The sequence below is a fragment of the Halomonas sp. hl-4 genome (assembly GCF_900215475.1).
Lineage (GTDB): Bacteria > Pseudomonadota > Gammaproteobacteria > Pseudomonadales > Halomonadaceae > Vreelandella.
Genome location: NZ_LT907845.1, coordinates 3,893,651 through 3,918,726, shown reverse-complemented (window position 1 = coordinate 3,918,726; position 25,076 = coordinate 3,893,651). Strand labels below are relative to the sequence as shown.

25 protein-coding genes are annotated in these 25,076 nt (G+C 56.9%); 16 read left to right on the top strand and 9 right to left on the bottom strand.

Features of this window, described 5'->3' with window-relative positions; all coding sequences use genetic code 11:
- Nucleotides 1-13: 13 nt before the first annotated feature.
- Nucleotides 14-187 (top strand): hypothetical protein, encoded by a 174-nt coding sequence (locus CPH17_RS20010; protein ID WP_157742974.1) that lies wholly within the window; start codon nt 14-16, stop codon nt 185-187.
- Here CPH17_RS20010 and CPH17_RS18305 read toward each other — a convergent pair.
- Entirely contained in the window at nt 174-953 is a 780-nt protein-coding gene (locus CPH17_RS18305) for a DeoR family transcriptional regulator (RefSeq protein ID WP_074395662.1), read from the bottom strand. The genes CPH17_RS20010 and CPH17_RS18305 overlap by 14 nt on opposite strands.
- Before the next feature lie 333 nt (nt 954-1,286).
- Between CPH17_RS18305 and CPH17_RS18300 the strand changes: the two genes are divergently transcribed.
- The 8 genes from CPH17_RS18300 (at nt 1,287) to CPH17_RS18265 (ending at nt 9,329) form a co-directional block, all read left to right on the top strand.
- Complete coding sequence (locus CPH17_RS18300; RefSeq protein WP_082934204.1) at nt 1,287-2,126, top strand: outer membrane protein OmpK; 840 nt, start codon at nt 1,287-1,289, stop codon at nt 2,124-2,126.
- Between the two features lie 31 nt (nt 2,127-2,157).
- Nucleotides 2,158-3,441, top strand: a complete 1,284-nt coding sequence (locus CPH17_RS18295; RefSeq protein WP_096300743.1) for a NupC/NupG family nucleoside CNT transporter — start codon at nt 2,158-2,160, stop codon at nt 3,439-3,441.
- A gap of 80 nt (nt 3,442-3,521) precedes the next feature.
- A complete protein-coding gene (gene deoC, locus CPH17_RS18290; protein WP_074395660.1) occupies nt 3,522-4,313 on the top strand; it encodes a deoxyribose-phosphate aldolase in 792 nt (263 codons plus the stop codon).
- Nucleotides 4,313-5,656 carry a thymidine phosphorylase gene (deoA, locus tag CPH17_RS18285; RefSeq protein ID WP_096300742.1) on the top strand — a complete coding sequence of 448 codons (1,344 nt, stop codon included), beginning with the start codon at nt 4,313-4,315 and terminating at the stop codon, nt 5,654-5,656. The genes deoC and deoA overlap by 1 nt, the downstream gene beginning before the upstream one ends.
- Nucleotides 5,656-6,900, top strand: coding sequence for a phosphopentomutase (locus CPH17_RS18280; RefSeq protein ID WP_096300741.1), 1,245 nt, complete (start codon nt 5,656-5,658; stop codon nt 6,898-6,900). The genes deoA and CPH17_RS18280 overlap by 1 nt, the downstream gene beginning before the upstream one ends.
- A 12-nt stretch (nt 6,901-6,912) precedes the next feature.
- Nucleotides 6,913-7,638, top strand: coding sequence for a purine-nucleoside phosphorylase (gene deoD / locus CPH17_RS18275; RefSeq protein ID WP_096300740.1), 726 nt, complete (start codon nt 6,913-6,915; stop codon nt 7,636-7,638).
- A 23-nt stretch (nt 7,639-7,661) separates the two neighbouring features.
- Nucleotides 7,662-8,069: a cytidine deaminase gene (gene cdd / locus CPH17_RS18270; protein ID WP_096300739.1), complete on the top strand. Its 408-nt coding sequence runs from the start codon at nt 7,662-7,664 to the stop codon at nt 8,067-8,069.
- Nucleotides 8,070-8,204: 135 nt separating this feature from the next.
- The gene (locus CPH17_RS18265; protein WP_096300737.1) at nt 8,205-9,329 is read left to right on the top strand and encodes an aminotransferase class V-fold PLP-dependent enzyme; all 1,125 of its coding nucleotides are present in this window, start codon (nt 8,205-8,207) and stop codon (nt 9,327-9,329) included.
- Nucleotides 9,330-9,426: 97 nt separating this feature from the next.
- On the opposite strand, the gene CPH17_RS18260 is transcribed toward CPH17_RS18265, so the two are convergent.
- Together CPH17_RS18260 and CPH17_RS18255 are read right to left on the bottom strand one after the other, a co-directional pair.
- On the bottom strand, nt 9,427-10,116 hold the full coding sequence (locus tag CPH17_RS18260) for a CBS domain-containing protein (RefSeq protein ID WP_074395654.1): 690 nt from the start codon (nt 10,114-10,116) through the stop codon (nt 9,427-9,429).
- Nucleotides 10,117-10,265: 149 nt separating this feature from the next.
- Nucleotides 10,266-11,672, bottom strand: coding sequence for a hypothetical protein (locus CPH17_RS18255; RefSeq protein ID WP_096300735.1), 1,407 nt, complete (start codon nt 11,670-11,672; stop codon nt 10,266-10,268).
- Nucleotides 11,673-11,808: 136 nt separating this feature from the next.
- Between CPH17_RS18255 and CPH17_RS18250 the strand changes: the two genes are divergently transcribed.
- Both CPH17_RS18250 and CPH17_RS18245 read left to right on the top strand, forming a co-directional pair.
- Complete coding sequence (locus CPH17_RS18250) at nt 11,809-12,798, top strand: J domain-containing protein (RefSeq protein WP_074395652.1); 990 nt, start codon at nt 11,809-11,811, stop codon at nt 12,796-12,798.
- 38 nt (nt 12,799-12,836) lie between these two features.
- Nucleotides 12,837-13,268 (top strand): hypothetical protein, encoded by a 432-nt coding sequence (locus CPH17_RS18245; protein ID WP_074395651.1) that lies wholly within the window; start codon nt 12,837-12,839, stop codon nt 13,266-13,268.
- On the opposite strand, the gene CPH17_RS18240 is transcribed toward CPH17_RS18245, so the two are convergent.
- Complete coding sequence (locus CPH17_RS18240) at nt 13,185-15,671, bottom strand: mechanosensitive ion channel family protein (protein WP_096300733.1); 2,487 nt, start codon at nt 15,669-15,671, stop codon at nt 13,185-13,187. The genes CPH17_RS18245 and CPH17_RS18240 overlap by 84 nt on opposite strands.
- 141 nt (nt 15,672-15,812) lie before the next feature.
- On the opposite strand from CPH17_RS18240, the gene CPH17_RS18235 reads away from it, so the two are divergent.
- Nucleotides 15,813-16,835, top strand: a complete 1,023-nt coding sequence (locus CPH17_RS18235) for an amidoligase family protein (protein ID WP_096300731.1) — start codon at nt 15,813-15,815, stop codon at nt 16,833-16,835.
- A gap of 30 nt (nt 16,836-16,865) precedes the next feature.
- Nucleotides 16,866-17,549: a gamma-glutamyl-gamma-aminobutyrate hydrolase family protein gene (locus CPH17_RS18230; protein ID WP_074395648.1), complete on the top strand. Its 684-nt coding sequence runs from the start codon at nt 16,866-16,868 to the stop codon at nt 17,547-17,549.
- On the opposite strand, the gene tpx is transcribed toward CPH17_RS18230, so the two are convergent.
- Nucleotides 17,539-18,042, bottom strand: a complete 504-nt coding sequence (gene tpx / locus CPH17_RS18225; RefSeq protein WP_096300729.1) for a thiol peroxidase — start codon at nt 18,040-18,042, stop codon at nt 17,539-17,541. The genes CPH17_RS18230 and tpx overlap by 11 nt on opposite strands.
- Before the next feature lie 137 nt (nt 18,043-18,179).
- On the opposite strand from tpx, the gene CPH17_RS18220 reads away from it, so the two are divergent.
- On the top strand, nt 18,180-18,896 hold the full coding sequence (locus CPH17_RS18220) for a glutamine amidotransferase (RefSeq protein WP_074395646.1): 717 nt from the start codon (nt 18,180-18,182) through the stop codon (nt 18,894-18,896).
- Between the two features lie 7 nt (nt 18,897-18,903).
- Here the strand turns inward: CPH17_RS18220 and nfi are convergent, their stop codons facing one another.
- Both nfi and CPH17_RS18210 read right to left on the bottom strand, forming a co-directional pair.
- Complete coding sequence (gene nfi, locus CPH17_RS18215) at nt 18,904-19,602, bottom strand: deoxyribonuclease V (RefSeq protein ID WP_096300727.1); 699 nt, start codon at nt 19,600-19,602, stop codon at nt 18,904-18,906.
- A 123-nt stretch (nt 19,603-19,725) separates the two neighbouring features.
- Nucleotides 19,726-21,438 (bottom strand): DEAD/DEAH box helicase, encoded by a 1,713-nt coding sequence (locus tag CPH17_RS18210; RefSeq protein WP_074395644.1) that lies wholly within the window; start codon nt 21,436-21,438, stop codon nt 19,726-19,728.
- Between the two features lie 518 nt (nt 21,439-21,956).
- On the opposite strand from CPH17_RS18210, the gene CPH17_RS18205 reads away from it, so the two are divergent.
- Both CPH17_RS18205 and CPH17_RS18200 read left to right on the top strand, forming a co-directional pair.
- Nucleotides 21,957-22,154, top strand: coding sequence for a CsbD family protein (locus CPH17_RS18205; RefSeq protein WP_027336421.1), 198 nt, complete (start codon nt 21,957-21,959; stop codon nt 22,152-22,154).
- Nucleotides 22,155-22,276: 122 nt separating this feature from the next.
- Nucleotides 22,277-22,771 carry a PRC-barrel domain-containing protein gene (locus CPH17_RS18200; protein ID WP_096300725.1) on the top strand — a complete coding sequence of 165 codons (495 nt, stop codon included), beginning with the start codon at nt 22,277-22,279 and terminating at the stop codon, nt 22,769-22,771.
- Nucleotides 22,772-22,854: 83 nt separating this feature from the next.
- On the opposite strand, the gene CPH17_RS18195 is transcribed toward CPH17_RS18200, so the two are convergent.
- Together CPH17_RS18195 and CPH17_RS18190 are read right to left on the bottom strand one after the other, a co-directional pair.
- Entirely contained in the window at nt 22,855-23,850 is a 996-nt protein-coding gene (locus CPH17_RS18195) for a glutathione S-transferase family protein (protein WP_096300723.1), read from the bottom strand.
- A 69-nt stretch (nt 23,851-23,919) separates the two neighbouring features.
- Nucleotides 23,920-24,840 (bottom strand): LysR family transcriptional regulator, encoded by a 921-nt coding sequence (locus CPH17_RS18190; protein ID WP_074395640.1) that lies wholly within the window; start codon nt 24,838-24,840, stop codon nt 23,920-23,922.
- Nucleotides 24,841-25,076 lie beyond the last annotated feature (236 nt).

Sequence of the window (25,076 nt, the reverse complement as noted above, 5' to 3'; positions counted from 1 at the left end):
GAGAGAGGATCGCTTGGCAGACTATCGCCAAACACAATTACCGCAGACGGACGCTATTCTCGCATCAATGATGCAGAAGAGAAGAGACGATTTGCCGCAGGTAAACGCGGCGGATTTTGCCACGAATGGCCTGCGGCTTAAAGAAAACTTGGCTAATTTAATGAAAACTAAGCTTAAGCCACCGTAATAGTCGGCAGGCCGAGACCTTGGTCACGGAGCCCATCACTGAGAAAGGGTGATGCGCCCTCTTCGTCAGTCACTATCACATCAAACTCACTCACTGAGGCAAAATAGGCAGGGCGCACAACACCAAATTTGCTTGCATCTACGACCAATAGACGCTGCATGGCAGCAGCCATAGCTGCCTGTTTAGGCAGCACCTCATGGAAGTGAAAACAACTCACCCCACGCTGCACATCGACACCCGCGGCCGAAATAAACGCCTTATTGATACCCAACCGCTCGATTGACTCCGCCATGCTGTCACTGGCAAACGTTTGCGACGCGGCATAAAACAATCCACCCAGCAGCACCAGCCGTACGTTGGGCAAAGGGGCTACCGCGTTCGCCACGTTTAGGGCATAGGTGATCACGGTGAGCTCGCGATAGCTGCCCAACTGGTTCATTAGTGGCATGAGCGTTGAACCGCAGTCGACAAATAGCGTATCGCCATCCTCTATGAAACGTTGAGCTCGTTGGCATAAGCGGTTTTTTGCTTGGTAATGGCTGGCCTGCTGCTCGGTTAAGTCGTATACCGGCGTAACGCCTGGGGTATGCGCCATGACCAGCCGGCCACCTAACAAGCTAATGACGTGAGGATGGGCATTCACATCCCGTCGAATCGTCATTTCGGACACACCGCACAGCTCAGCCGCATCGCGCAAATGCAGAGTCCCACCGTTTGCTAACGTCTCCTGCAACGTTGCCAGGCGCAACGCGCTTCGGTCTTTCATTGACAGCTTCTCCTGGTAACGGCCTGTTGTACGTTGGATGGGCCTAGGGTTATCGCTGAGCTTATCCCTTTTCACTGAGGGCCTTCCCTATGCTGAGCGAGCGCTCACGGAATTACCATTAAATCAACGACCATTAAACTTTATGTTACCAATTTTTCATTTAATAGACGTTGAAGTGATAAAAGTTGCAAATTGGCGTTAGAAAAATAACACTAAATGTTATAATTTTAACATTACAGCTCAATAAAACCCGCTGACTCGGGTCAACGCCAGCCCTCACGTCCGTCGTCGAGGCGGATCAAAACTGCAACTAACAAACCTGTTGAGGCTACCATGACTGCTCGTACTCGTTTTACTACTGCTATTGCATCTCGCGCTTCGCTCACAGCGCTTTGCGCCAGCGTATTAATGGCCGGTACCGCCACTACCGCTAACGCGGACACCTTCGACCCAATTTGGTCATTCGCCAATGTATCGGTCAACTACCTCGACTGGTCTGACGGCACCGAAGACCGTACCGCTGACAATGCGGCGAAAAGCGATTTCATGTTTCTCGAAATCGAAGGCGGCCTGGGCTACGAATGGGGTGAATTTTACGGCTTTTTTGATTTTGAAAACCCCACCAACGACCAGTTCGACGAGGCTAGCGGCGGTAAGGACAACTTTCGCACGGCGGGCAAGCTGACCTCACATATTTACCTGGGCGACAGCCCGTTCTCTATCTATGCACATCTTTACGACTTCCGGGACTACGGTTATGACAGCCGTGAACAGGACCAGATTCTCGGCCTGGGCTACCGCAAGACGTTAGACAACGGTTTGTGGTTCAAGCCGTTTATCGGCGCCGCCCGGGTACAAAGCGACGGCTACACCGGCTCAAACGGCTTTATGGCGGGCTGGGTCGCGGGTTACGACTTTACCGCGTTCGGACAGGACTTTGGCGTCACCAACTGGCATGAGCAAACCTTTGGCCGCGACGATGAGTACCTGGAACAGAACTATGTGGGCGATAAAGCCAACAGCGTAGGCACCAATGGCGCGGTAAGTCTCTGGTGGCACCCGACTGAGCTGGTCACCACCGGCGTCCAGTATCGCTATTCTGATGAAAAGTTGGGCACGCCTGACAACTATCAGAATGCGATGATTTACACCGTGAAGCTCAACCTGCTGTAACACCGCCTAACGCGATGCGAAGGATTTCCCTATGACACTCCTGATGAGCCTGGTCGGCATGGTCACTCTGGTGGCCATCGCCCTGATCTTTTCTTACGATCGCAAGTCGATCCGCTTGCGTACTGTGCTCGGCGCGTTTGGCATTCAAGCGGGTATCGGCGCCTTTGTGCTCTACGTCCCTTTTGGCCAGACGGTGCTGCAAACCATTTCGGCGGGCGTCAGCCAGATTCTGGTATTTGCCGATGACGGCATCGAGTTCTTGTTCGGCGACTTGGCCAATGCTGACGAAGTCGGCTTCGTGTTTGCCATTAAAGTTCTGCCGGTCATTATCTTTTTCTCCTCGCTGATCGCGGTACTGTATTACCTCGGCATCATGCAATGGGTGATCCGCATCTTGGGTGGCGCGCTGCAAAAAGCACTGGGTACCTCGCGCACCGAGTCGTTGTCGGCCACGGCTAATATCTTCGTTGGTCAAACCGAAGCGCCCTTGGTGGTTCGTCCGTTTATTGCCCGGATGACCCCTTCTCAGCTATTTGCCGTTATGTGCGGTGGTTTGGCATCGGTGGCGGGTTCTGTATTGGCCGGCTATGCCGCGCTGGGTATTCCCATGGAATATCTGGTCGCCGCCTCCTTTATGGCAGCCCCCGGTGGCCTGCTGTTTGCTAAGCTGATCATGCCCGAAACCCAGGACCCCAAGGACGCCGACAGCGTTTCCCAGGTCGAGGAAGAGCTTAAAGAACAGGAAGACAAGCCCACTAACGTGTTGGACGCGGCTGCCTCCGGTGCGACCTCTGGCCTGATGCTGGCCGCTAACGTCGGCGCCATGCTGCTTGCCTTCATTGCGCTGATTGCGCTGATCAACGGCATTTTGGGTGGCGTCGGCGGCTGGGTTGGCTTCGAGTCGCTGAGCCTTGAGTGGATTCTCGGCTGGCTGTTTGCCCCGCTGGCATTTTTACTGGGCGTACCCTGGGAAGAAGCGACACTAGCCGGCTCGTTCATCGGCCAAAAACTGGTGGTCAATGAGTTTGTCGCCTATATCAACCTGGCTCCCTATATTGAGGGCGAGCAGATGGTGGCGGCCACTGGCCAGGCAATGACGCCGCATACCACGGCGATTCTTTCCTTTGCCCTGTGTGGCTTTGCGAATTTGTCGTCGATTGCGATTTTGCTGGGTGGCCTGGGTAGCATTGCCCCGACACGCCGCAAGGAAATCGCCCGTTTTGGTGTCAAAGCGGTATTGGCCGGTACACTGTCTAACCTAATGTCAGCCTCCATTGCAGGCTTCTTTATCGCCCTAGGCAGCGCCGCTACTTAACGTAATAATAAGCTATATCTCGGGCGCTGCTGTCATATACGGTAGTGCCCGTTTTTTTCCGTTGATAATAACTGTGCGAGATGTCCATGACAGCTTCGATTAACGTGACCCTTGCCGCGCGCCAGGCGCTTTCACTGATGGACCTAACCAGTCTTAACGATACCGATACTGATGCGACCATCGAATCGCTTTGCCAGCAGGCGAAAACGCCCTATGGCCATCCGGCAGCGGTATGCATATACCCCCAGTTTGTGGTGACGGCACGTCGCGCACTCACCGCCCACAAGCTTAGTGGTGAAGTCAAAATTGCCACCGTGACCAACTTCCCCCTTGGCGGTGACGACATCATGGGCGCTGCCCGAGAAACCCGTGAAGCCGTTGCCTCCGGCGCGGATGAAGTCGATGTGGTGTTCCCCTACCGTGCCCTCATGGCAGGTGATGAAGATACTGGCCGCGAACTGGTGGAAATGTGCCACGCGGCCTGCGGCGGCCAGGCGCTCTTAAAAGTCATCATCGAATCAGGCGAACTCAAGGATCCCGCCCTTATTAAACGGGCAAGCGAGTTGGCCATTGAGGGCGGCGCGGACTTTATCAAAACCTCAACCGGCAAGGTGGCCGTCAACGCAACGCTGGAAGCCGCCGAGATCATGCTCAAGGCGATCAAAGCCAGTGGTAAAGATGTTGGCTTCAAAGCAGCCGGTGGTGTCAAAACAGCAGAAGATGCCGCCGAGTATTTAGCCTTGGCGGCCAATATCATGGGTAATCAGTGGGTCTCGGCTAAACACTTTCGCTTTGGCGCGTCGAGTTTGCTGGGTAACTTGCTCAATACGCTGGATGGCAACCCACGATCCACCACTGAGGGAGGCTACTAATGGCTTCCCAGCACACCTTGCTTCCCCAAGAACTGATTCGCCTGAAGCGCGACGGCCAGCCGCTGCCCGCTGAAGAAATCAAAGCCTTTGTACAAAGCATTGCCGACGACCGCATCAGCGATGCGCAAATTGGCGCGTTCACCATGGCGGTGTTCTTGAACGGCATGAGCCGCGAAGAAGTCGTGGCGCTGACCACGGCTACACGCGATTCGGGCCATGTGATGAACTGGGACTCACTCAACCTACCGGGGCCGGTCGTCGATAAACACTCCACCGGCGGCGTGGGCGATCTAGTATCGCTGGTGCTTGGCCCCTGGGTCGCGGCCTGCGGTGCCTTTGTGCCGATGATTTCCGGCCGCGGCCTGGGCCACACCGGCGGCACGCTGGACAAGCTCGAGTCCATTCCCGGCTACAACCCCTACCCCGCCCCGGAACGCTTCGGCGATGTGGTCAAATCCACCGGCGTGGCGATTATCGGCCAAACCGGCAACCTCGCCCCCGCGGATAAGCGTATCTACGGGGTGCGCGACGTGACCGCCACGGTGGAATCCATCCCGTTGATCACCGCCTCGATTCTGGGTAAAAAGTTAGCCTCGGGGCTTGACGCACTGGTGATGGACGTCAAAGTCGGCAGCGGCGCTTTTATGCCCACTCCAGAGAAATCCCGCGAACTGGCCAAGAGCATCGCCAACGTGGCCACCCAGGCAGGCACGCCCACCACCGCACTGCTCACCGACATGAGCCAGCCGCTGGCCCCCTGCGCCGGCAATGCGGTCGAGATCGTCGAAACCCTGGCGCTGCTGCGCGGCGAGCGCTCCGATAGCCGCGTCATGCAGGTAACCCGCGAACTGGCGGTGGAAATGCTGATGGCGGGCAAGCTGGCTGCCAGCCGTGACGAAGCGCTAGCCAAGCTTGAAAAAGCGCTTACTTCCGGCGCGGCCGCCGAGGTCTTCGCCCGCATGGTGCACGAGCTGGGCGGCCCCGCCGACTTCATGGAGCGCTCGGATAGTTATTTGGCCACCGCGTCGGTGGTTCAGGCGGTCTATCCCGAGCAGGATGGCATCGTGCAACGTATTGACACTCGCGCCGTGGGCATGAGCGTGGTGGAACTCGGCGGTGGCCGCCTGCGCAACGACGCCAGCGTCGACCATAGCGTTGGCTTCAGCGATATCGCCGAAGTCGGCGATCGGGTGGATAACCAGCGCCCGCTGGCCATCGTTCACGCCCAAAGCGAAGACGCCGCCGCCCGCGCCGCCGCTCAGCTACGCGCGGCGGTTACGCTGGGCGAGCAGCCCGCCACCGCTGACACGCTACTTCAAGACACTTTCCGAGGAGAAGCCTAATGCGCCGTGCCATCGTCGTGGTCCTCGATTCCTTCGGTATCGGCAGCGCGCCGGACGCCGACAAATTCGGTGACCAGGGGGCCGACACCCTGGGCCACATCGCCGCCGCCTGCGCGCGCGGCGAGGCCGATACCGCCGAACGTTCCGGGCCGCTGAAACTGCCCAACATGGCCAAGCTGGGTCTGTTCCACGCCCACCGTGATGCCACTGGCAGCGTCGCCGAAGGCGTTGACCTGCCCAGCACGCTGGAAGGCGCTTACGCCCATGCCAAGGAGATTTCCAGCGGCAAGGACACGCCTTCCGGCCACTGGGAAATTGCTGGCGTACCGGTACGCTTTGACTGGGGCTACTTTCTCGATAAGACCGACAGCTTCCCGGCTGAGCTGCTCGACAGGATTGTCGAGGAGGCCAACCTTCCCGGTGTAATCGGCAATTGCCACGCCTCGGGCACCGAGATCATCGCCCGCCTGGGGGAAGAGCACGTCGCTACCGGCAAGCCGATCGTCTACACCTCGGCGGATTCCGTCTTCCAGATTGCCGCCCACGAGGAGCACTTCGGCCTCGAACGGCTCTATGCGCTGTGCGAAACCGTGCGCGGCCTGCTCGAGCCCTACAACATTGGCCGGGTCATCGCCCGCCCGTTTGTTGGCGACGACAGCGCAAGTTTCGCGCGCACCGGCAACCGCCGCGACTACAGCGTTGAGCCGCCGACGCCTACCGTGCTGCAAAAGCTTGCCGAGGCCGGAGGCGAAGTGGTCTCGATCGGCAAGATTGCCGATATCTACGCCCACTGCGGGATCACCCACAAGGTCAAAGCCAGCGGCCACGATGCGCTGATGGAAGCGACGCTTGGCGAGATAGCGCGTACTGCCAAGGAAACCAGCGACCGCCCGACCATGATCATGGCCAACTTCGTCGATTTTGACTCGGTCTACGGTCACCGCCGCGACGTGCCGGGCTATGCCGCCGCCCTTGAGCACTTCGATGCCCGCCTGCCCGAGCTTTTTGCCGCGCTCAACGACGACGACCTGCTGCTGCTCACCGCTGACCACGGCTGTGACCCCAGTTGGGAAGGCACCGAGCACACCCGTGAGTACGTGCCGGTCATGGTGCGGGGCGCAGGCTTTGCCCCCGGCCCCATGGGCGAACGCGGCACCTTCGCCGATATTGGCCAGACGCTCGCCGACTACTTCGCGCTCGAGGCCATGGCCGACGGCGACAGCTTTTTGCCCAACGCCGCTTAAAGGAGACCTTTTATGGCTACCCCACATATTAACGCTGCCCCAGGTGATTTCGCCGATACTGTGCTGATGCCCGGCGATCCACTGCGTGCCAAGTACATTGCCGACACCTACCTGGAGAACGTTCGCCAGGTGAACGACGTGCGCAGCATGTTTGGTTACACCGGCACCTACAAAGGCCGCGAGATTTCGGTCATGGGACACGGCATGGGCATCCCCTCGGTATCGATTTACGCCAAGGAGCTGATCACCGACTACGGCGTTAAATCCGTTATTCGCGTGGGCTCCTGCGGCGCGGTACGCGACGACGTCAACGTCCGCGATGTGGTCATCGGCATGGGTGCCTGCACCGACTCCAAGGTCAACCGCATGCGCTTCAACGACCATGACTTCGCCGCGATTGCCGACTTTGACCTGACCCAGCACGCCGTGGCCGCCGCCAACGCACAGAACGTACCGGTCAAGGTGGGCAACATCTTCTCGGCGGATCTGTTCTACAACCCGCAAACCGAAATGGCCGAACTGCTCAAGCGTTACGGCATTGTCGGCGTTGAGATGGAAGCCGCAGGCCTTTACGGCGTGGCGGCGGAATTCGGCGCACGGGCACTGACCATCTGCACCGTGTCGGACCATATTCTTAAGGGCGACTCGCTCTCCAGCGCCGACCGTCAGACCACCTTCGACGACATGATGATCATCGCGTTGGATACCGTGCTGCGCGACGACGCTGCCAAGTCCTAAAAGCCATGATCGAGGATATCGCCATGAGCCAAGCCAATACGGCGCTGGTTGAAACACTGCTCAAGACGCTGGGCAATGCCTATGCGCCCTACTCCCACCACCCGGTGGCATCGGTGGTGGAGACACCCGACGGGCAGCAGTTTGCCGGCGCCAACGTGGAAGTCGCCCACTACAAGGGACTGTGTGCCGAAGCCTCGGCGATTTCCGCCATGGCTACTGCCGGGCAGCGCGAGCTTGCCAAGGTCTATGTCATGGGACCGGGCGAGCACCTATGTACGCCCTGCGGTGACTGCCGCCAGCGCATCCGCGAGTTTGCCACGCCCGACACGCAGATCCTGGTGCTTTCCCGCCAGGGCGAGGTACTAAAAACCTACACCATGGAAACCCTGCTGCCCGATGCGTTTGGGCCCGAGCAATTGCCGCCACGTTAATTCCCGCTATTTAGCTTTAACGACCAGCCCCTTGCGGGCTGGTTTTGTGCGTTTTTTGCTCGTACTCTTAAGAACACCTTCTTATACAAGACAAAATGTGCCGATTGAGAGCACATCACATGATTGGAGAACGCCATGGCTGGCTTACTGCCCAACGTCGACCCTGACGGCTTGCTGGAATATTCGGTGGTCTATACCGACCGCTCGCTAAACCATATGTCGCAACAGTTCCAGGGCGTAATGCGCGATATTTCCGCCACGCTGAAAGAGGTGTACAACGCCCATGCGGCGGTGATCGTACCGGGGAGCGGCACCTTCGGCATGGAAGCGGTCGCCCGCCAGTTTGCCGTCGACCAGAAAACCCTGGTGATTCGCAATGGCTGGTTCAGCTACCGCTGGACGCAGATTATCGAGATGGGCCGCCTGACTGACCAGCACAGCGTATTGAAAGCGCGTCGCTTTAACGCCGATGATCCTCAGTCACCCTTTGCGCCGGTACCCGCCGACGAGGTCGCCAAGCGCATTCGTGAGGAAAAGCCCGCCGTGGTGTTTGCCCCGCAGGTGGAAACCTCAGCCGGGCTGTTGCTGCCCGACGACTACCTTCGCACAGTTGCCCAGGCGACCCGCGACGTAGGCGGCTTGTTTGTTCTCGACGCGATTGCCGCGGGTACGCTGTGGGTGGATATGCAGGATTTAGGTGTGGACGTGGTGGTCAGCGCGCCTCAGAAAGGTTGGAGCGGCTCGCCCTGCTGCGCCATGGTGATGCTTTCAGAACGTGCCACTGAGCGGCTTGGCGAGACGCAAAGCAACAGCTTTGCCTGCGATTTGGGCAAGTGGCACAGCATTATGCAGGCCTACGAAAACGGCGGCCACGCCTATCACGCGACCATGCCCACCGATGCCCTGCGCAAGCTTCGCGACATCATGCAGGAAACCCGCGAGTATGGGTTTGCCAAGGTCAAAACCGAGCAACAGGCGATCGGCCAGGAAGTCCGCGCCATGCTGAAACGCCACGGGTTTGTAAGCGTTGCCGCCGAGGGCTTTGAGGCGCCTGGCGTGGTGGTGTGCTTCACCAACGACGCCGGCCTGGTCGGCAAACTTGCCCAGGCAGGTGTGCAAGTGGCAGGCGGCGTACCGCTGATGTGCGATGAGGGCGACAACTTCCAGACCTTCCGCATTGGCCTGTTTGGCCTCGATAAGCTTCACCACACCCAACGCAGTGTCGATAGCCTGGAAAACGCCATCAAGGCGGTAGGCTAGAACTAATAAAGCCCGCTATTAGCGTTAGCGGGCTTTGGCGTGCCTTTTTACCCAACCCAACAGGCGGTCCGACAATACGCGGACACGGGCGAAGAAGTTACATAAAGCCCACGCCGCGGGGCATCATACCCAGGTTGTTTTCGACTTGCGTCACCCCCGGCACATTTTCCGCCGCTACACTGACGGCCTGCTTCTGCTCCAGAGAGTCCACCAGTCCCCACACTTCCACGGCACCGCCGTCCACGATGATGCTGATGTTTTCGGTCCGCACGTCAGTGCTATGCTCGACTTCATTGAGAATAGCTTCTCGAATTGCCCGATCGTCGGTAGGCGACTGAGTGGCCCCCACCGCCGCATTGGCAATGCCTTGCAGTAAATTAGCGCGGCTGACGATGCCCACCAGCTTGCCATCACGCAGCACAGGCACGCGCTTGATATGGTGCTTTTCCAGCAATCGCGCAATGCTATGTAACGGTGTATTTTCCTCAACGGTCAGCGGATCAGGGGTCATGATTTCTTGAGCTTTGCGCCCATGCGACTTCACATACTCGCCAGCATTCTTACCGGCGCTGAACAGCGATAGCCACCCGCCATGGTCCTCACCGCTGTCATTTTTCAGTCGGCGCATCAGATCACCCTCGCTGACCATGCCCACCACGCGATCCTGACCATCCACTACTGGGACGCCACTAATTCGGTGCCTAAGCAGCAGTTGCGCTATATCACGCACCTCCGTGTCGGGAGACACGCTGACGACTTTTGGCGTCATAATATCGATTGCTTGCATCATTCTTCTCCTTGCGACGAACCTTGCGATGTCGTCGCCAATGCAGGGTGCATTGCCTATCTTTAAGCCTAGTTCCCACGCGGGCATTTGCCTATGCTGGCTTGAATGGGATGACGCAATACTTGATCTAGCGCAGTTTACGTCTGCACCTATTCGGTATCGCTTTCCTCGACTTTTTCCACCGAAACAATCCCTGAGCGACTGACCACTACCTTCCAGCGGGCAAGATAAGGCTGGTCTTCGCTGCCGGTTTCACGGATCACCAGGTTGAACAGGTGACGGCGTTCGACGGTCTCGCGCACTGCCTGACCTTCCTTGAGTCGGTAGATGGCATGCTTTCCCTTGCTCATCAGTCGCGTCAGCATGGATATATCCAGGGTCAGACTCTCCTGGGTGTGTTCATAGCCGCTCAAGAAGCGCGTCGGCGACATCCGCGACTGCGAGCGATAATGCAGCACTACCTCTTCACGCTGGGCGACGGTACGGCGCCGCAGCTGCTGAATTTCAGTGTCCAATGCGGCATAGCGTTTATAGTCGAACCACTCGAGCTGGTGGCCGACCGCCACATTGCGGTTGGGGTCGACGTATTGCCGCCGCCACTTGGGACGCCCACGTCGAAGCCAGCGCCAAAGCGTGTTGCGTAGATCATCTTTGAATACCTCGCGCATCGCATAAAGCACCGCCATGGCAATCACAAACAGCGCGGTAATATCGCCCAGCGTATCGCGGAGGCGCAGCACGCCAAACGATACAAAACCCATGACCACGGCGGTGGCCAGGGCTTTGACAGCTTTCTGCTCACCGCCGCCCAGTTCCTGGGAACGCTGTTTCAGGGTAATGGGGTACTCGATTAAACGGCGCAATAAGCGCATCTTATTCGACATGCGGGTGGGGTCATCCATGACCCGTACGGCATTGTAATCCTGTTCGTAGCGGTACTCGGCTTCGCGCTGGCAAATCGCCACAAAACGGCGACGAATCGGGGTAAATTCTCCGCCCCTGGGCATATGGGCCACCAAGGCCAATAGCTGCTGCTCGGTAAACCACGACAGATAATTATCGATATTGGCAAAATATTTATACAGTCGCTCGTCCTCGGGTGGGTGGCGGCGCAGGCGCTTCAAGATGCCCTCGCTTAAGTCGCTCATCTCTTGAAGCTGCTCGCACAGACTATTGATACTTTCTTGATCGGCCTGCTGCTTGTCCTGACCACGGCGGATGTCTCGCGCGCTTTCCAGCATGGTCTGGGTGGTGCGCTCCATTGCGCCTACGTATTGGTATGCGTAAAGGCTCAAACTCAGTCGATAGGAGTCGCTGCCCATCTGGTTGCGAGTGGCCAGGCGGCTATGTACCAACGGCAGGTGATGTTGGTCGCTGTAATAGGTTCGCGACACCTGGATAGCCGAGTGATAAAACGCCTCTTCTGAAATCAGTTGGGTGGACAGGCCCAGTTCACCCGGCACGAACAGATAGACATCCAGCGTGTGAGAGGTCTCCTCCTTTAAACGACGCGAAATACGCAGCTGATAGCTATTTTTACGCTCAACATTGATCAACTAACTAATCTCCTACTTCCCTGGATCTGACGATGCGATAACATGGTACGGCATCGGGTATGGGGAGGACTTGCCTTAATGGGCGCCTAACGCCACTATTGCCCGCTGTTTACCTATTCGTATTGGGAGCTTGGGAATGTCCATGGCCCGTTTTTCACCCTTTGAGCTCGTGCTGTTAAAAAGCCGCAGCCAAGTGGATACGGCAACACTGTTATTGCTGGCCTGGGTGCTTGTGCACCGCCAGCATGTGTCGGAAGGCCAGCGGCGGCGTCGCTTGGCCCAGGTCACAGCACAGTTTCGTCATGGGCATGAGTTAGGCCCGGTCATGGGCATTGCCCATAGCCAGGATCTTCAGGCGATCCAGTTAGCCGCCGAAATTCTACGCAAAGAATGCTCCCAGGAGCGTAGCCTAAGCATCTTGCATCAGTCGATCGCCGTGGCCACCGACGATGGCGAATTGTCGTTAGCTAACCATTATATCCTGCGTTTTTTGGCTGATTTGCTCAACGTGTCGCCTACCACGCTGAGCACTCTGTTTTACGAATTAACCGGCCGCCAGATGGGATCCCCGGAGGATCCCAGCCGTCATACCTACTGGCAACAGCACAACCCAGACTATTTTAGCCAAAAGGCACGCGATGCCGCCGCCGAGAAGCAGGCGCGCGAGGCAGCGGAACAGCAGGCGCATCGACAAGCCCAACAGCGCGAGCAGAAAAAACAACGTAAACAGCAGGAAAAACAGCGCCAACAAGAAGAGGCCCATGCGCGCCAAGAGCATACTCGCCAAGAGCGTGACCGCCAGCGAAAGCAAGATGAACAGTATCGACGCGAGCAGGCCCAGCGGGAAAAAGCGCGACAGGAAAGGACTCGCCACGAAGGCGCTCGAGGGGAACGCCGCCAGTGGCAGCGCACCGCACCACCTCCCGACCGTACGACGCGCGCCCTTGCCGTACTTGGGCTGCCGCCGGGCGCCAGCCGGGGCGACGTGCGGCTTGCTTACCGGCGCATGGCACAGTTGCACCATCCAGATCGCTTCTTTACCGAGAGCGATCATCAAGTGGCGCTGGCATCCGCCCGTTTTCAGCGCATCAAAAACGCGTATGATTACCTGATGCAAACCTACTAAACCGACGCAGCGGCGACCGACGGAATAAAAACACCCATATGCGCGATTTGTATCAACGCCTATCGCTTTCATCACAGGCCAGCGAGCACGACATCCACAACGCCGTGATGCGCTGCCAAAACAGCGCTCTGCGCCAGGATGCGGAGAGTGTGCTCGCAGTCAACGAGCACCGCGATGCCTACGACACGCTACACCATACGCTCAGCGATATTGGCTGCCTGCGCGCACGCTTAGGCTTAACCCATGGGGCGCACTGGCAAGGCGATGTTGCCAATGATTTTTCATTGCCACCCGATCAAGCCATTTCGCGTCATGATGAGCTGGTCGACCGCGTCAGCAACGCGGTCTCTCTGTATAACCGCTGGCGGCGCTGGCGAGGCCCCTGGCTACTCGTCGCCATGTTCGCGACCGGGGCCGGTATCGGCATCATAATGGGTTTTGCCCTCTGCATGGGGCTTGCCGCCGGATAAACGAGCGTCTTGTTTGTTCGCTGTGCGCTGACGTTCATCCTTTTTGATTTCGGCCTGGGTCGGAAGCGGCGCGGGTTTTGGCGGTGTTGGCCTCTCTCTTCCCTCTGGTGTCTCCTCGGCACCGCTGGCCTCATCAGTTGACGGGCTGTTCTCGGCTGCTTCGCCGTCGCCTTCCAGGTTCATGTCCACGCTGCCGTCCGGCGTCAGGGAGCCACCTATCTGACCTTCCATGCTGACACTCAAGCGGGGCAAGCCAAGGTCAACACCGTCAATTTCCATGCGCTGTTTCAGCATCAGATTAAAGGCGCGCGCCACGTCCCACTGCATTTCCGGTGCCGTGCGGAAGCGCATGCGCAGAATGGCACCGCCGTCGTCGAAACTGTCGATTCCCTGCATCTCCAGCGGCGACCAAATGTAATGGCGCATCATCGGGTCTTTGCGCAGTTCCTGGGCGGTTTCCTGCATCAGATGAATGGCATCATCCACTTTCATATCGTGGGGAATGCGGATCCGCATCAGCGCAATACCAAACTGGCGAGACATATTGTGGATCGACTCGATGCGGCTGAAGGTGATGATATGTACGATGCCATCGAGGTCGCGCAGCCTGACGGTGCGCAGGGTTAGGCCTTCGACCGTGCCCGTGTGGCTGTTGATTTCGACGAAATCGTCCACTGCGAGGGAGTCTTCGATCAGAATAAATATCCCCGTTATCAAATCCTGCACCAGCGTTTGCGCCCCAAAACCAATCGCCAGACCGATAACACCGGCACCCGCCAGCAGTGGCGTTACGTTCACGCCTAAGTTGGCGAGCGCGGCGATGAACGCAATAATCAGAATGGTCACGAAAATGACATTGCGAATCATCGGCGTAATGGTTTGCGCGCGGGCCTGATTAACCCGCCGCCCACGGGAGCGCGTCGACGAAACAAGCGCCCGCTGAATCGCGGTATCGGCAAAAATCCATACCAGCCACGACAGTAGCACCGTCCCACCCAGGCTCACCAAGGCTGGGCCGATTTTCGCGCCGGCCAGGCCGCGTTGGCCTAAACCGAACATTGAACTGCCCCACACCTGCATCGACAGCTCAGCGAATACCACCCACGCACAAATATGCGCCAGCACAAACCCAAAGCGCTCCAGCCGTTTACGGTACTGACTTTGCCGGCGGCGATGCCGACGCTTACCCAAACGCTCGGCCTGACGACGCAGCAGACCGGTAATCACCAACGTTAACACCAGCAGGCTGGCAGAAATAATTGAGCGTGCCAGCGCGGTACCCACGTCGCCCACGGTAATAAAGATTGCCAACAGCGAACCGCCCACTAGCAGCAACGCGGGGATATGCCACAACCCGCCAAGGCTGCGGATCATTTCCACGGCTGCACTGGCATCGCGGCGTTGCTTGTAAGGGCGGTTACGAATCAGGTGGCGCACCGGCCTTTTGAACTTGAAGACGAAGCGCGCCGACAGTAGCGCGGCCATCATGTTAGCGAGTACTGAGACAAGACTGGAAAGCTCTTCGCCTAGCATCTCGACGATACGGCTTGAATTTACCGCGTCGCCCAGGGCAATCAGCGCGCCAATCACGAATAGACCACGCAGCGCCTGCTGGTGTAGCAACTGAACGGCAGTAAACCGATGCCCGCGGCTAAAGAACGCCACCACGGTTTCAAACACCACCGACAGTAGCCGACCACAAACGCAAATATAGGCGACCACCAGCACCATGGTACGGCCTGGGCTGTAAGGCATCAGTTGGCCGATCCCGAGGGTAATGGCAAATGCCAGTATCCAGGGCAGTATCCGCCGAAAGAAGTGCACGACCATCAGCCAGCCTTTAGGATCGCGCGGCAAATCAAGCGGCCACTCACGGCGATTGGCAATCACCCGGCCAGCACCAATCATCGCTACCAGCAACGCCACCCATATCAAGGCGAGCACCGCCCCTTCGGCCACCGCACGAATGGACTCCCCTTGATCGGCGCTGCTGACCACGGCTTTCAGTTCCTCACCACCATGCACCAGTTGCCGCGACCACTCCTCGATTGGCGAGCCGCCCGCTTGGGCTTGCTCGCCAATATCGGTCAGCGTGTCAGCCAATGCACCCAGCAAACCCTGGCGAACGATGCCCTCATCTTCGCTCGCCTCTTCCGACGTAGTTTGTAGCTCACGCAGTGAATCCAGTAATTCGTTGCGTCGCTCTTCGTCATCGAGCATCGAGATAACGTCGTCAAGTGACCCCTGGAATTCCTCGCTGTTAACGTCGGTTTGCTGTTCAGACTCATCACCGCCTAAACCGGGCAGCGAAATTGATTGCGCCTGAGCCTGGGTGGCCACGCCCCCCAACAGCACAATAAAAACCAGGCTTAGAACGGTATTAATTAGCCAGTGCGGTCGCACATATTACTCCTGAACCAAGACGTAAACGGGCATTGCCACGCAATCCAATTCTCGTGGCGTGGGCTGAGCGAATATTCTCAGCCCACGTGCGTGACTATGATAGGCTGAGCGCATAAATCGTTCACCTCACGGGATGCCGAGATGACGTTAGATGCGCCACCTAACGGACAGAATGCTAAGGGTCAAACTCGCCATATCGGTGTCGAAATCGAGTTCGCCGGTTTACCACCCCGCGACACAGCCCAGATTGTACGCGAGCTGTTTGGTGGCGAGCTTAACGTGGTCAGTCCTCATCGGCTACTCGTGGAAGGCACACGCTGGGGTAAATTTGGCATTGAACTGGATACCCAGTATGCCCACCCTGATAAGGCGCTACTGGAAGAGAGTCACGAGCAGGACGGCGAATGGGCACGTCAGCGACACCTACATCGTCTCGAATTCCACCGTAAAACTCGCGCACTGATTGGCGATATGGTGACGGGCCTGGTCCCCACTGAAATCGTTTGCCCACCGGTTCCTTGGAATGAGCTGGAAGATTTAGATGCCTTGTTTGAAGCGCTTCGTGCCCATGGTGCCAAGGGCACGGATGCCAGCCTGCTATACGGATTTGGGCTGCATCTAAATCTCGAAATTGAACGTAGCGATGTAGATTACTTACTGGCCATGCTGCGCGCTTACCTGCTCTTGGCAAGCTGGCTTCGCGATGAGATTAAAGTGGACATCACCCGCGAGGTGCTGCCTCACGCCAACCCTTTCCCAAAAGAGTATGCGTTTAAAGTCTTGAGCAGCCAGTACACACCGGATATCGATACGCTGATTGACGACTATCTTCATTACAATCCCACCCGCAACCGGGAACTGGATCTACTACCGCTGTTTGCTTATCTGCGCCCCAGCCACCCTCATAAACTGCTGCATACCGAATTGATCAAGCCGCGACCGACTTTCCACTACCGGCTACCCAACGCGCAGCTCTCGGAGCCTCATTGGGGGGCCGCCAAGGAATGGAATCGCTGGGTGGCGGTGGAGCGCCTGGCCGCCTCTCGAGAAACGCTTGCCAGCCGCTGCGAAGACTACATTGCCAAGCATAACCGGCCTTTGATCACTCGCCTGGCAAGCCGCGTTAAACACTGGTGGGGCAGCCTCGCTTCAACGAAACGCTGATATTTTCACCTTCTTTAAGAGTGCCGCTGCATGGTTCGCCCGTTAATTGGCATCACCACTTCCGATGCAAAAAGCCAGCTTGCCTGGTGGTTTGACTGGTTTGCGGTTTGGCGCCACGGTGGCCGACCGCTGCGATTATCACCCTCTCGACGCATGCCCGACCACTTAGACGGGCTGATTATCGGCGGGGGTGACGATATTCAAGCCTCTCTGTATGGGGGGGAAGTACAGCTTGACGTGCGCCTCGATCCTGCCCGGGATGAACTAGAACTCACGTTGCTAGAATATTTCATCCCGTTGCATACGCCGGTGTTGGGCATTTGTCGTGGTGCTCAACTGATAAACGTGCATTTAGGTGGCACCCTGGACCCGGATATTTATACCACCCACGAAGGCTTGAAGCGTCGACGCACTGTCCTACCGCGTAAAACGGTGGATATTGTGGGTGCCAGCCAGCTTCATCGCTTGCTGGGTGTCACTTGGTGCCGCGTCAATAGCCTCCACCATCAAGCTGTCAACCAGGCGGGCCAAGGGATCGACATTGTCGCCCGCGACCGCGATGGCCTGGTCCAGGGTATTGAGTCTCGGGATCACGATTTTCTGATTGGCGTGCAGTGGCATCCAGAATGGCTCATCTTCAACCGCCCCCAACAGCGCTTAATCCGTGCGTTGGTGGCGGCGGCGGAGCGCCATCAAGCGGGCACTACGCGTTGAGAACCGCCAGAGCGGCGTCATAATCCGGCTCGTTTTTCAGCTCACTGACCAGTTCACTATGCAACACGCGGTTATCGGCATCCAGCACCACCACAGCACGGGCGCACAAGCCTTCCATCGCACTATCGCACAGCGCCACGCCCCACGCTTCTTGAAACTCGCGATGGCGGAAGGTGGATAGGGTTTCAACCTCGTCCAACCCCTCCGCACCGCAAAAACGCTTGGCGGCAAAAGGAAGGTCGGCGGACACCACTAACACCACGGTGTTATCAAGCTTGGATGCCAGCGCGTTAAACTGACGGGTCGACATAGCACAGGTCGGGGTATCGACGCTGGGAATAATGTTGAGTACTTTGCGCTTCCCCGAGTAGTTGTCCAGAGTAACATCCTTTAGATCACCGTTAGTGAGCGTCATGGCAGGCGCTACTTGCCCAGGGGCTGGCAAACTACCAGCGACATCCATCGGCTCACCCGCGCGGGTTATCTGTTGCATATCAGACTCCTAAACGTAATATGGGACTACTACTGCACCTTACATGGGATTCCCCCCGATAGGCTACGGTTTCCGCTTTGCGATACCCCCCGCATAGCGCTTTTCACGTTTACGCTGCGCTAACATGAGACTCATTAATGCCTGCTTTAGTGATTATTAAAACCGGTGATGCGTTCCCGGAAGTGGTTGAACAGCACGGTGATTTCGAGCAGCTCTTTATACAACAGCTGCGTGAGGCGCTACCTGCTGCAATAACGTTAACTGTGTGGGATGCGCGGGACCAGGTGCCCGCTGTGTCGCCATCATCACTTGCAGGCCTCGTCATCACTGGCTCGCACAGCATGGTCAGCGAAGCGCCACCGTGGAGTGAAGCGCTAAAACCCTGGCTCAAGCAGGCGCTAGTGGAAAACGTGCCAATGCTTGGTGTGTGTTACGGCCATCAGCTAATGGCCGCCGCTTTTGACGGCATTAGCGACTTCCATCCCGCCGGTCGGGAGTCAGGCACCCATTCGGTAAGGCTCACCCAGGCAGGCCAGCAAGACCCCTTATTCAGCCAGTTGCCCGAGTGTTTCCCGGCCCACCTCACCCATGCCCAGTCGGTCATGCAACTGCCGCCCAACACAACGGTACTGGCACATAACAGCCACGATGCTCACCAAGCGCTGCGCTATGGACCACGCCAGTGGAGCGTGCAGTATCACCCTGAATTTACCGCCCCGGTCATGCGCGCCTACCTCGAACGCCAGCGAGCAGCGCTGCGCGATCAAGGCGAAGACCCCGACGCTCTTCTCAGCGCCGTTCAAGATACCCCTGAGGCCTCGAGCCTGCTGCGTCGCTTTATGGCGTTTATCTAGTGAGCCATTAGCTAGCGGGCGGGCGATTTTCGTCGCGCCGCGAGGCCAATCGGTCTGCCAAGCGAGTCGGCTCGGGAAGCTTGGTACGCCCTAAGCAACGCAAAACCCATTCCAGAGACGTTTCGAGGCAAACACGATGACCAGGCGAAACAAACACGGGTTTCACCTTTGCCCGCGACCTGAGTACCGCGCCAATTATCTCGTTACCGGCAGTTAAAGGCACCCAATCGCCGCGCTGCTCACCTACCTCTGCATGCGTCCCATATAGCCGGGATTTGGCAATGCCTATGGTCGGCAGACCCAGCCATAACCCCAAATGCGCGGCAACGCCTAATCGGCGAGGGTGGGCAATGCCCTGGCCATCGACCATCACCAATTCAGGCATGGTGTTCAATTTCGCAAACGCTCCTAGCGCGGCGGGTATTTCACGGAAAGATAGCAGCCCGGGAATATACGGCATGCAGGTGGGTTCACGGTGAACTACTTGCTCTACTATGGGTAAGTCTGGTGCAGCATGGGGGTCCCATTGCAAAACCACCACCGCGGCCCGGGTTATCGAACCACCTTCTTCAAAGCCAATATCGACCCCGGCAATATGGTGTACCGGGTCGATACGGTCGGTAAGCACTAATTGCTTTGCCAGCTTTGTTTGCAGCGCTATCGCCTCTTTGGGCGCGAGGTTCCATGGATGTAGTGATGTCGACATTTTTCCTCCCTGGAAACAAACAAACGCCAGTGACTAACGTAGCAAAAAAACGCCCCCGCACCTGAAAAGGCACGGGGGCATTGAGATTTTCTCAGTGGCCGCTTAGCGGCAGCTGATTAATCCTTAGGCGCGTTCGCGGCGACGAATCGGCGCATCACCCTCATCACGGCGACGACGCGGAGCACGCTCAGGCGCGCTGTCTTCACTGATTTCCAGCGGACGACCAGCAACGCGGGCACGGGCCATTTTAGTCAAAATGGTGGACGGCAACCCACTCGGCAGTTCAACCACCGAGAAGGCGTTGCGGATATCGATACGGCCGATACGTGCGCCTTCAATTCCACCCTCGTTAGCCAATGCGCCGACTAGCTGGCCAGGCTTAACGCCATCTTTATGGCCAACGGAGACGCGATAACGGGTCATGCCCTCGCTAGGCGTGCTTGACCGCTCACGGCGAGCACCTGGCTTACCGCCTTGCGCGCCATCACGCGAAGGCTTCTCTTTGCGCGGCGCCTGCAGGCGACCGATTGGTGCTTCGTCAGCGCGGGCCATAGCGGAAAAGGCGCAGGCCAACTCAATGGGGTCGTGACCTTCTTCAACAAGGCGCTCAATCAAAGCACGCTGCTCTTCTGCGCCCTTGGTCAAGGAAGCAATGACACGATGATGGAAGACGTCGTCACGGTGAGCACGAATAGCGGCTTCGTCGGGCAGTGGCATTTCGGTCATTTTATGACCGGTCGCTTGCTCCATCCAACCCACTTTGCGGCCTTCACGGAAACCGGCAAAGGTAATCGCGATTCCGCTACGTCCGGCACGGCCGGTACGGCCGATACGGTGGGTATAGGCCTCCGCATCCTGGGGCAGATCGTAATTAATAACGTGGGTGATACGCGACACATCAAGACCACGCGCCGCAACGTCAGTGGCGATCAGCACATCGACCTTGCCACGCTTCAAGCGCGTAATTGTCCGTTCGCGAAGGCTCTGATCGAGATCACCGGACAAACCTGCAGCGTTAACACCGCGGGCGGTTAGCTGTTCAACCAAAGTGGTGCAGGCCGCACGGGTACGCACAAAGACAATAGCGCCATCGACCGGCTCAACTTCGAGAATACGCGCCAGGGCTTCAAGCTTGGCGCCACCGTCAACACGCACGATGCGCTGTTCAATGTTTTCGCCAGTGGTGGTGCCAGACTCAATCGCAACTTTTACCGGGTCAACCAAGTAGCGATTAACAATGCGCTCGATTTCGGTCGGCAGCGTTGCTGAGAAAAACACACGCTGAGCATCTTTTGGGGTATCGGCAACCACGCGTTTTACGTCGTCGATAAAGCCCATGCGCAACATTTCGTCGGCTTCGTCCAGCACCAACGCAGAAAGGCCGTCAAGCTTCAAGCTGCCGCGATCGAGGTGATCAATAATCCGGCCGGGGGTGCCGACAATCACTTGGGCACCGCGCTTCAGGGCGCCTAACTGTTCACGGTACTCTTGGCCGCCACATAGGATGGCAACTTCGAGACCTTTGAGGTTTTGGCCATACTTACTAAACGAGGCAGCTACTTGCTGGGCCAACTCGCGGGTTGGCGCCATTACCAATACTTGCGGCTCGCGGCGAGTCAGTTCTAAACGTGACAGTAACGGTAATGCAAACGCTGCGGTTTTGCCGGTACCCGTCTGGGCCTGGCCCAGCATATCGCGGCCTTCAAGCAGCGCAGGGATGGTTTGCGCCTGAATCGGCGAGGGAACTAGGTACCCCTGTGATTCAACAGCAGACAGAACGGCAGGCAAAAGAGCCAGATCGCCGAAGCTCGGCGAGGCGACAGAAGTCGAGGTCATTAATCACACCTTGGTAGGCCGGGGTTTCCGGCAAAAAACATCGTAAGCGTCTCTGACTCAGTTAATGATGTGCACTGCAAGGCAGCATCAAAGAACATGGCTCCGCATAGCGGATATCGTCATCAGTGGAGTCGGAGACGCCGGTCGCACCTAGCATCCGGATTGATCACCTTGGTGGCGATTCAATCCGCCGTGGCGACCTTACTGCGCCGATTTCACCCGTTTGGTGAAATGCTGGAGGCGCGCCATCTTCACAGCAATGAACATCTGCGTTAGAGAGATGTTCCAGCAAACGTTGCTTCGTTGAGGGCTATTTCTAAAAAACCACTCAGCAGGCAAACGCTTATCGTCTTGATGGAGGGGTCAACACATGCGAGGAGCGCGCATCCTAACACTGCTATAGGTGCCTGACCAGTTATTTCAGCGCAAATTTTTGAGGCGCTTAGCTTGCACCATGCCATATATGGTCTAGCCTGAAAGGTGCCTTATCAATTTCATGGCACCTCAAGGAGGATCCGATGAACTGGGATCAAGTCGAAGGCAGATGGACCGAAATGAAAGGCAAAGCACGCGCCAGCTGGGGTGAGCTTACTGACGATGAGTTGGATCAAATCAACGGTAAACGCGAGCAACTAGTGGGTAAGCTGCAGCAAAAATATGGCTTGGCAAAGGATGAAGCCGAGCGCAAAGCTGACGAATGGGCAAGCTCTCTATAGCCATTCAGCTCATGTAAGCATTATATCCCTATTTCTCCTCAATACTTCCTATTACCCATTCAGCGATGCTGAAGGGTGATACGGGTCAGGTATTGAGTATCGTAGCCACAAGGAGAGACGCTATGCGTAAATCAATTATTACTACTGCCGTTAGTGCCGCCCTGCTCAGCGGCGTTGCCTTTAATGCCAACGCATCGGATGAGCCCCAAGGCATGTATTCCGCCGATGACCTTATGGATGCAGAGGTTTATCTTGAAGGTGACACCAATGAAGAAATTGGCGACGTTGACGACATCCTGTTGAATGAAGACATGAAGGTCAGCGCTCTGGTGGTTGAAAGCGGTTCTGTCCTAGGGTTAGGCGGCCGTGAAATTGTCGTCGACACGGATTACTTCAGCCTAGAAACCGATACCGACGGTGACGATACGGACCATCGTGTCCTCATTAATGCATCCGAAGACGAAGTACAGTCGTTCCCCACTTATGACCGCGACTGGTGGGAACAAACCAAGGCAAATGCCCGTGATGCTTGGGAAAGCACCGAAGAAGGGGTTGAAAGCGCTTGGCAGTCTACCCGAGATGCGGTCGATCCTGACGATGATATCGACGAAGAGTAAAGGTTGTACGAATACCGTTAACCTTATAAGGGCTAACGTCAAAAAGCCACCTTTAAGGTGGCTTTTTGGTGTCTAACGACCTATCAGGTTTTACGACGTATCCCTTTTCCTGGCAATCGCTCGCGATCATGGGGTCGCTCAAAGTCCAGCGCTGGTCCAACCGGGACGATGCGCGTGGGATTAATGGTATCGTGACTGTAGTAATAATGGCGTTTGATGTGGTCCATGTTCACGGTGTCTGCCACGCCCGGCCATTGATAAAGCTCCCGCACATAGTTGGCCAGATTGGGAAAATCATTAATACGCTTAACGTTGCATTTGAAGTGCCCGTAATACACAGCGTCGAAACGTATCAAGGTGGTAAACAACCGAATATCTGCCTCGGTAAACCACTCGCCCGCCAGATAACGATGTTCACCCAACCGGGTTTCCATGCGCTCTAAAGCGTCGAAAAGCGCTTGAACGTGTTTTTCATAAACGCGCTGTTCGGTGGCAAAACCTGACTTGTAAACGCCGTTATTAATATGGTCATACACATCGGCATTGACCTCATCAATCACGTCGCGCAAATCTTCAGGATAGAAATCCAGATCATTGCCGGTCAGCTCATCAAAGGCATCGTTGAGTATACGCACCAGATCGGCAGATTCGTTATTGACGATGGCGTTACGCTGCTTATCCCATAGCACTGGGACTGTTACCCGTCCTGTATAGTCGGGATCAGTCATCGTATAAAGCTGATGATGAAACTCAAAACCGTTAACAGGATCGCCGCTGGCCCCTTCATCTTGATGGTAGGTCCACCCCTGGTCGAGCATCCACGGGCTGACGTGAGAAGTGCCAATCACCGACTTAAGCCCCTTCAGCGTTCGCATGATAAGCGTACGGTGAGCCCACGGGCAGGCAAGCGATACATAGAGGTGGTAACGATCACGTTCGGCGGGATGACTGCTCCCCTCAGCGCCGGGTTTATCGCCCACCCAGTCGCGCAGCTGAGCTGACTCGCGAACAAATTCACCGCCATGCTTCTTAGTGTCGTACCACTGATCGTGCCATTTACCTTCAATCAACAAGCCCATGGAGCCTCTCCTCAAAGCGTTAGCGTAGGATCAGCATACGCCAGAGGTCAGGCGACTCAAGCGGATGTTTTAGCGCTTTTCATTCGACACAGTCGAATCCTCCGGGACGCATTCAGCAACGGCTTGGCGAAGCGCAGCAGCCATGGCATGGGCCGCTGGCCCCGCGCGATCCTGGTCTCGAAAAATCAGTTGAATAGGCACTTCCCGAATACTGCCCGCAGCGAGCGGTAGTGGCTTGAGCTGCCCTTCACGTAGTTCTTCTTCAATCCGCGTTTCCGGCATCCAGGCAAACCCCAGGCCGCGTTTGAGCATATCGAGCGATGTATTAAGGTGGCTCACCGTCCAGCGCTGTTCGGCTTTAAGCCAGCCCGCATTGGTGGACTGGCGAAGTGCAGAATCGCGCACCACTAGTTGACGATGCTGAGCCAGATCGCGCAAATCCAACGACCGGCCTAAACGATGCAGCACATGGTCAGGATGGGCGACAGCTACAAATCTCACCATTACCAGCGGTTCGCCAAGAAACCCCTGAGCCTCGATACCCGATATCACCATATCGGCGCGGCCATCGTAGAGCATCTCAATGCCGCCATTTAATACGCTTTCAAAAAGCTGCACACGTACTTGAGGATAGGTTTCAGAAAACCGTTCCAGTGCTTTCGCCTGAGCGGCGGCGGGAAAGACCTGATCGATAGCAAGCACCACCTCCGCTTCTAGCCCAGCCGCCAGTCGTGAGGCCACATCCTCTAGTGACTCAGCGCTTTCAATTAGCTGCCGAGCCCGCCGCAGCAGCAACTCCCCCGCTTCAGTTAAGCGGACCTGACGCCCCACAGGCTCCAACACCTGAACCCCAAGTTGCTCTTCTAATTTATGTACCGCATGGTTTAGCGTTGACGGGCTTTTATGTACGGCCTCGGCGGCCCGAGCAAACCCTCCATGGTCAACCACGGCGGCGAGCATCTGCCACTGTGCAAGTGTTACCCGAGACATTTCGATTTCCTCGACGCAAAACAGCGAAACAATCGGCTCAACTTTCGAAAAAACACCCCTAGCATGCCAGTAAATGGCATTGATTACCGTACCCCGAACGAACTATTCTGTCTGGTAATCTTCTCTGGTTATACCTAGCCTCCTTGTAAGCCACCCACACGGCATCGTTTACACTAGGCAGTGTTAGACACGACTTATATAAGCGCTTTACAAAATTCAAACTGCGTCTATATTTC

Excerpts from the sequence above, each read along its gene's own strand:
- deoC (WP_074395660.1), top strand. The coding sequence starts at position 3,522 with ATGTCCATGACAGCTTCGATTAACGTGACCCTTGCCGCGCGCCAGGCG.
- CPH17_RS18210 (WP_074395644.1), bottom strand. The coding sequence starts at position 21,438 with ATGACCTCGACTTCTGTCGCCTCGCCGAGCTTCGGCGATCTGGCTCTT.
- CPH17_RS18265 (WP_096300737.1), top strand. The coding sequence starts at position 8,205 with ATGGCTGGCTTACTGCCCAACGTCGACCCTGACGGCTTGCTGGAATAT.
- CPH17_RS18295 (WP_096300743.1), top strand. The coding sequence starts at position 2,158 with ATGACACTCCTGATGAGCCTGGTCGGCATGGTCACTCTGGTGGCCATC.
- deoA (WP_096300742.1), top strand. The coding sequence starts at position 4,313 with ATGGCTTCCCAGCACACCTTGCTTCCCCAAGAACTGATTCGCCTGAAG.
- CPH17_RS18190 (WP_074395640.1), bottom strand. The coding sequence starts at position 24,840 with ATGTCTCGGGTAACACTTGCACAGTGGCAGATGCTCGCCGCCGTGGTT.
- tpx (WP_096300729.1), bottom strand. The coding sequence starts at position 18,042 with ATGCAACAGATAACCCGCGCGGGTGAGCCGATGGATGTCGCTGGTAGT.
- CPH17_RS18300 (WP_082934204.1), top strand. The coding sequence starts at position 1,287 with ATGACTGCTCGTACTCGTTTTACTACTGCTATTGCATCTCGCGCTTCG.
- CPH17_RS18280 (WP_096300741.1), top strand. The coding sequence starts at position 5,656 with ATGCGCCGTGCCATCGTCGTGGTCCTCGATTCCTTCGGTATCGGCAGC.
- CPH17_RS18245 (WP_074395651.1), top strand. The coding sequence starts at position 12,837 with ATGCGCGATTTGTATCAACGCCTATCGCTTTCATCACAGGCCAGCGAG.
- CPH17_RS18220 (WP_074395646.1), top strand. The coding sequence starts at position 18,180 with ATGCCTGCTTTAGTGATTATTAAAACCGGTGATGCGTTCCCGGAAGTG.
- deoD (WP_096300740.1), top strand. The coding sequence starts at position 6,913 with ATGGCTACCCCACATATTAACGCTGCCCCAGGTGATTTCGCCGATACT.
- CPH17_RS18195 (WP_096300723.1), bottom strand. The coding sequence starts at position 23,850 with ATGGGCTTGTTGATTGAAGGTAAATGGCACGATCAGTGGTACGACACT.
- CPH17_RS18230 (WP_074395648.1), top strand. The coding sequence starts at position 16,866 with ATGGTTCGCCCGTTAATTGGCATCACCACTTCCGATGCAAAAAGCCAG.
- CPH17_RS18235 (WP_096300731.1), top strand. The coding sequence starts at position 15,813 with ATGACGTTAGATGCGCCACCTAACGGACAGAATGCTAAGGGTCAAACT.
- CPH17_RS18205 (WP_027336421.1), top strand. The coding sequence starts at position 21,957 with ATGAACTGGGATCAAGTCGAAGGCAGATGGACCGAAATGAAAGGCAAA.
- CPH17_RS18250 (WP_074395652.1), top strand. The coding sequence starts at position 11,809 with ATGTCCATGGCCCGTTTTTCACCCTTTGAGCTCGTGCTGTTAAAAAGC.
- CPH17_RS18200 (WP_096300725.1), top strand. The coding sequence starts at position 22,277 with ATGCGTAAATCAATTATTACTACTGCCGTTAGTGCCGCCCTGCTCAGC.
- cdd (WP_096300739.1), top strand. The coding sequence starts at position 7,662 with ATGAGCCAAGCCAATACGGCGCTGGTTGAAACACTGCTCAAGACGCTG.
- CPH17_RS18260 (WP_074395654.1), bottom strand. The coding sequence starts at position 10,116 with ATGCAAGCAATCGATATTATGACGCCAAAAGTCGTCAGCGTGTCTCCC.
- CPH17_RS18305 (WP_074395662.1), bottom strand. The coding sequence starts at position 953 with ATGAAAGACCGAAGCGCGTTGCGCCTGGCAACGTTGCAGGAGACGTTA.
- nfi (WP_096300727.1), bottom strand. The coding sequence starts at position 19,602 with ATGTCGACATCACTACATCCATGGAACCTCGCGCCCAAAGAGGCGATA.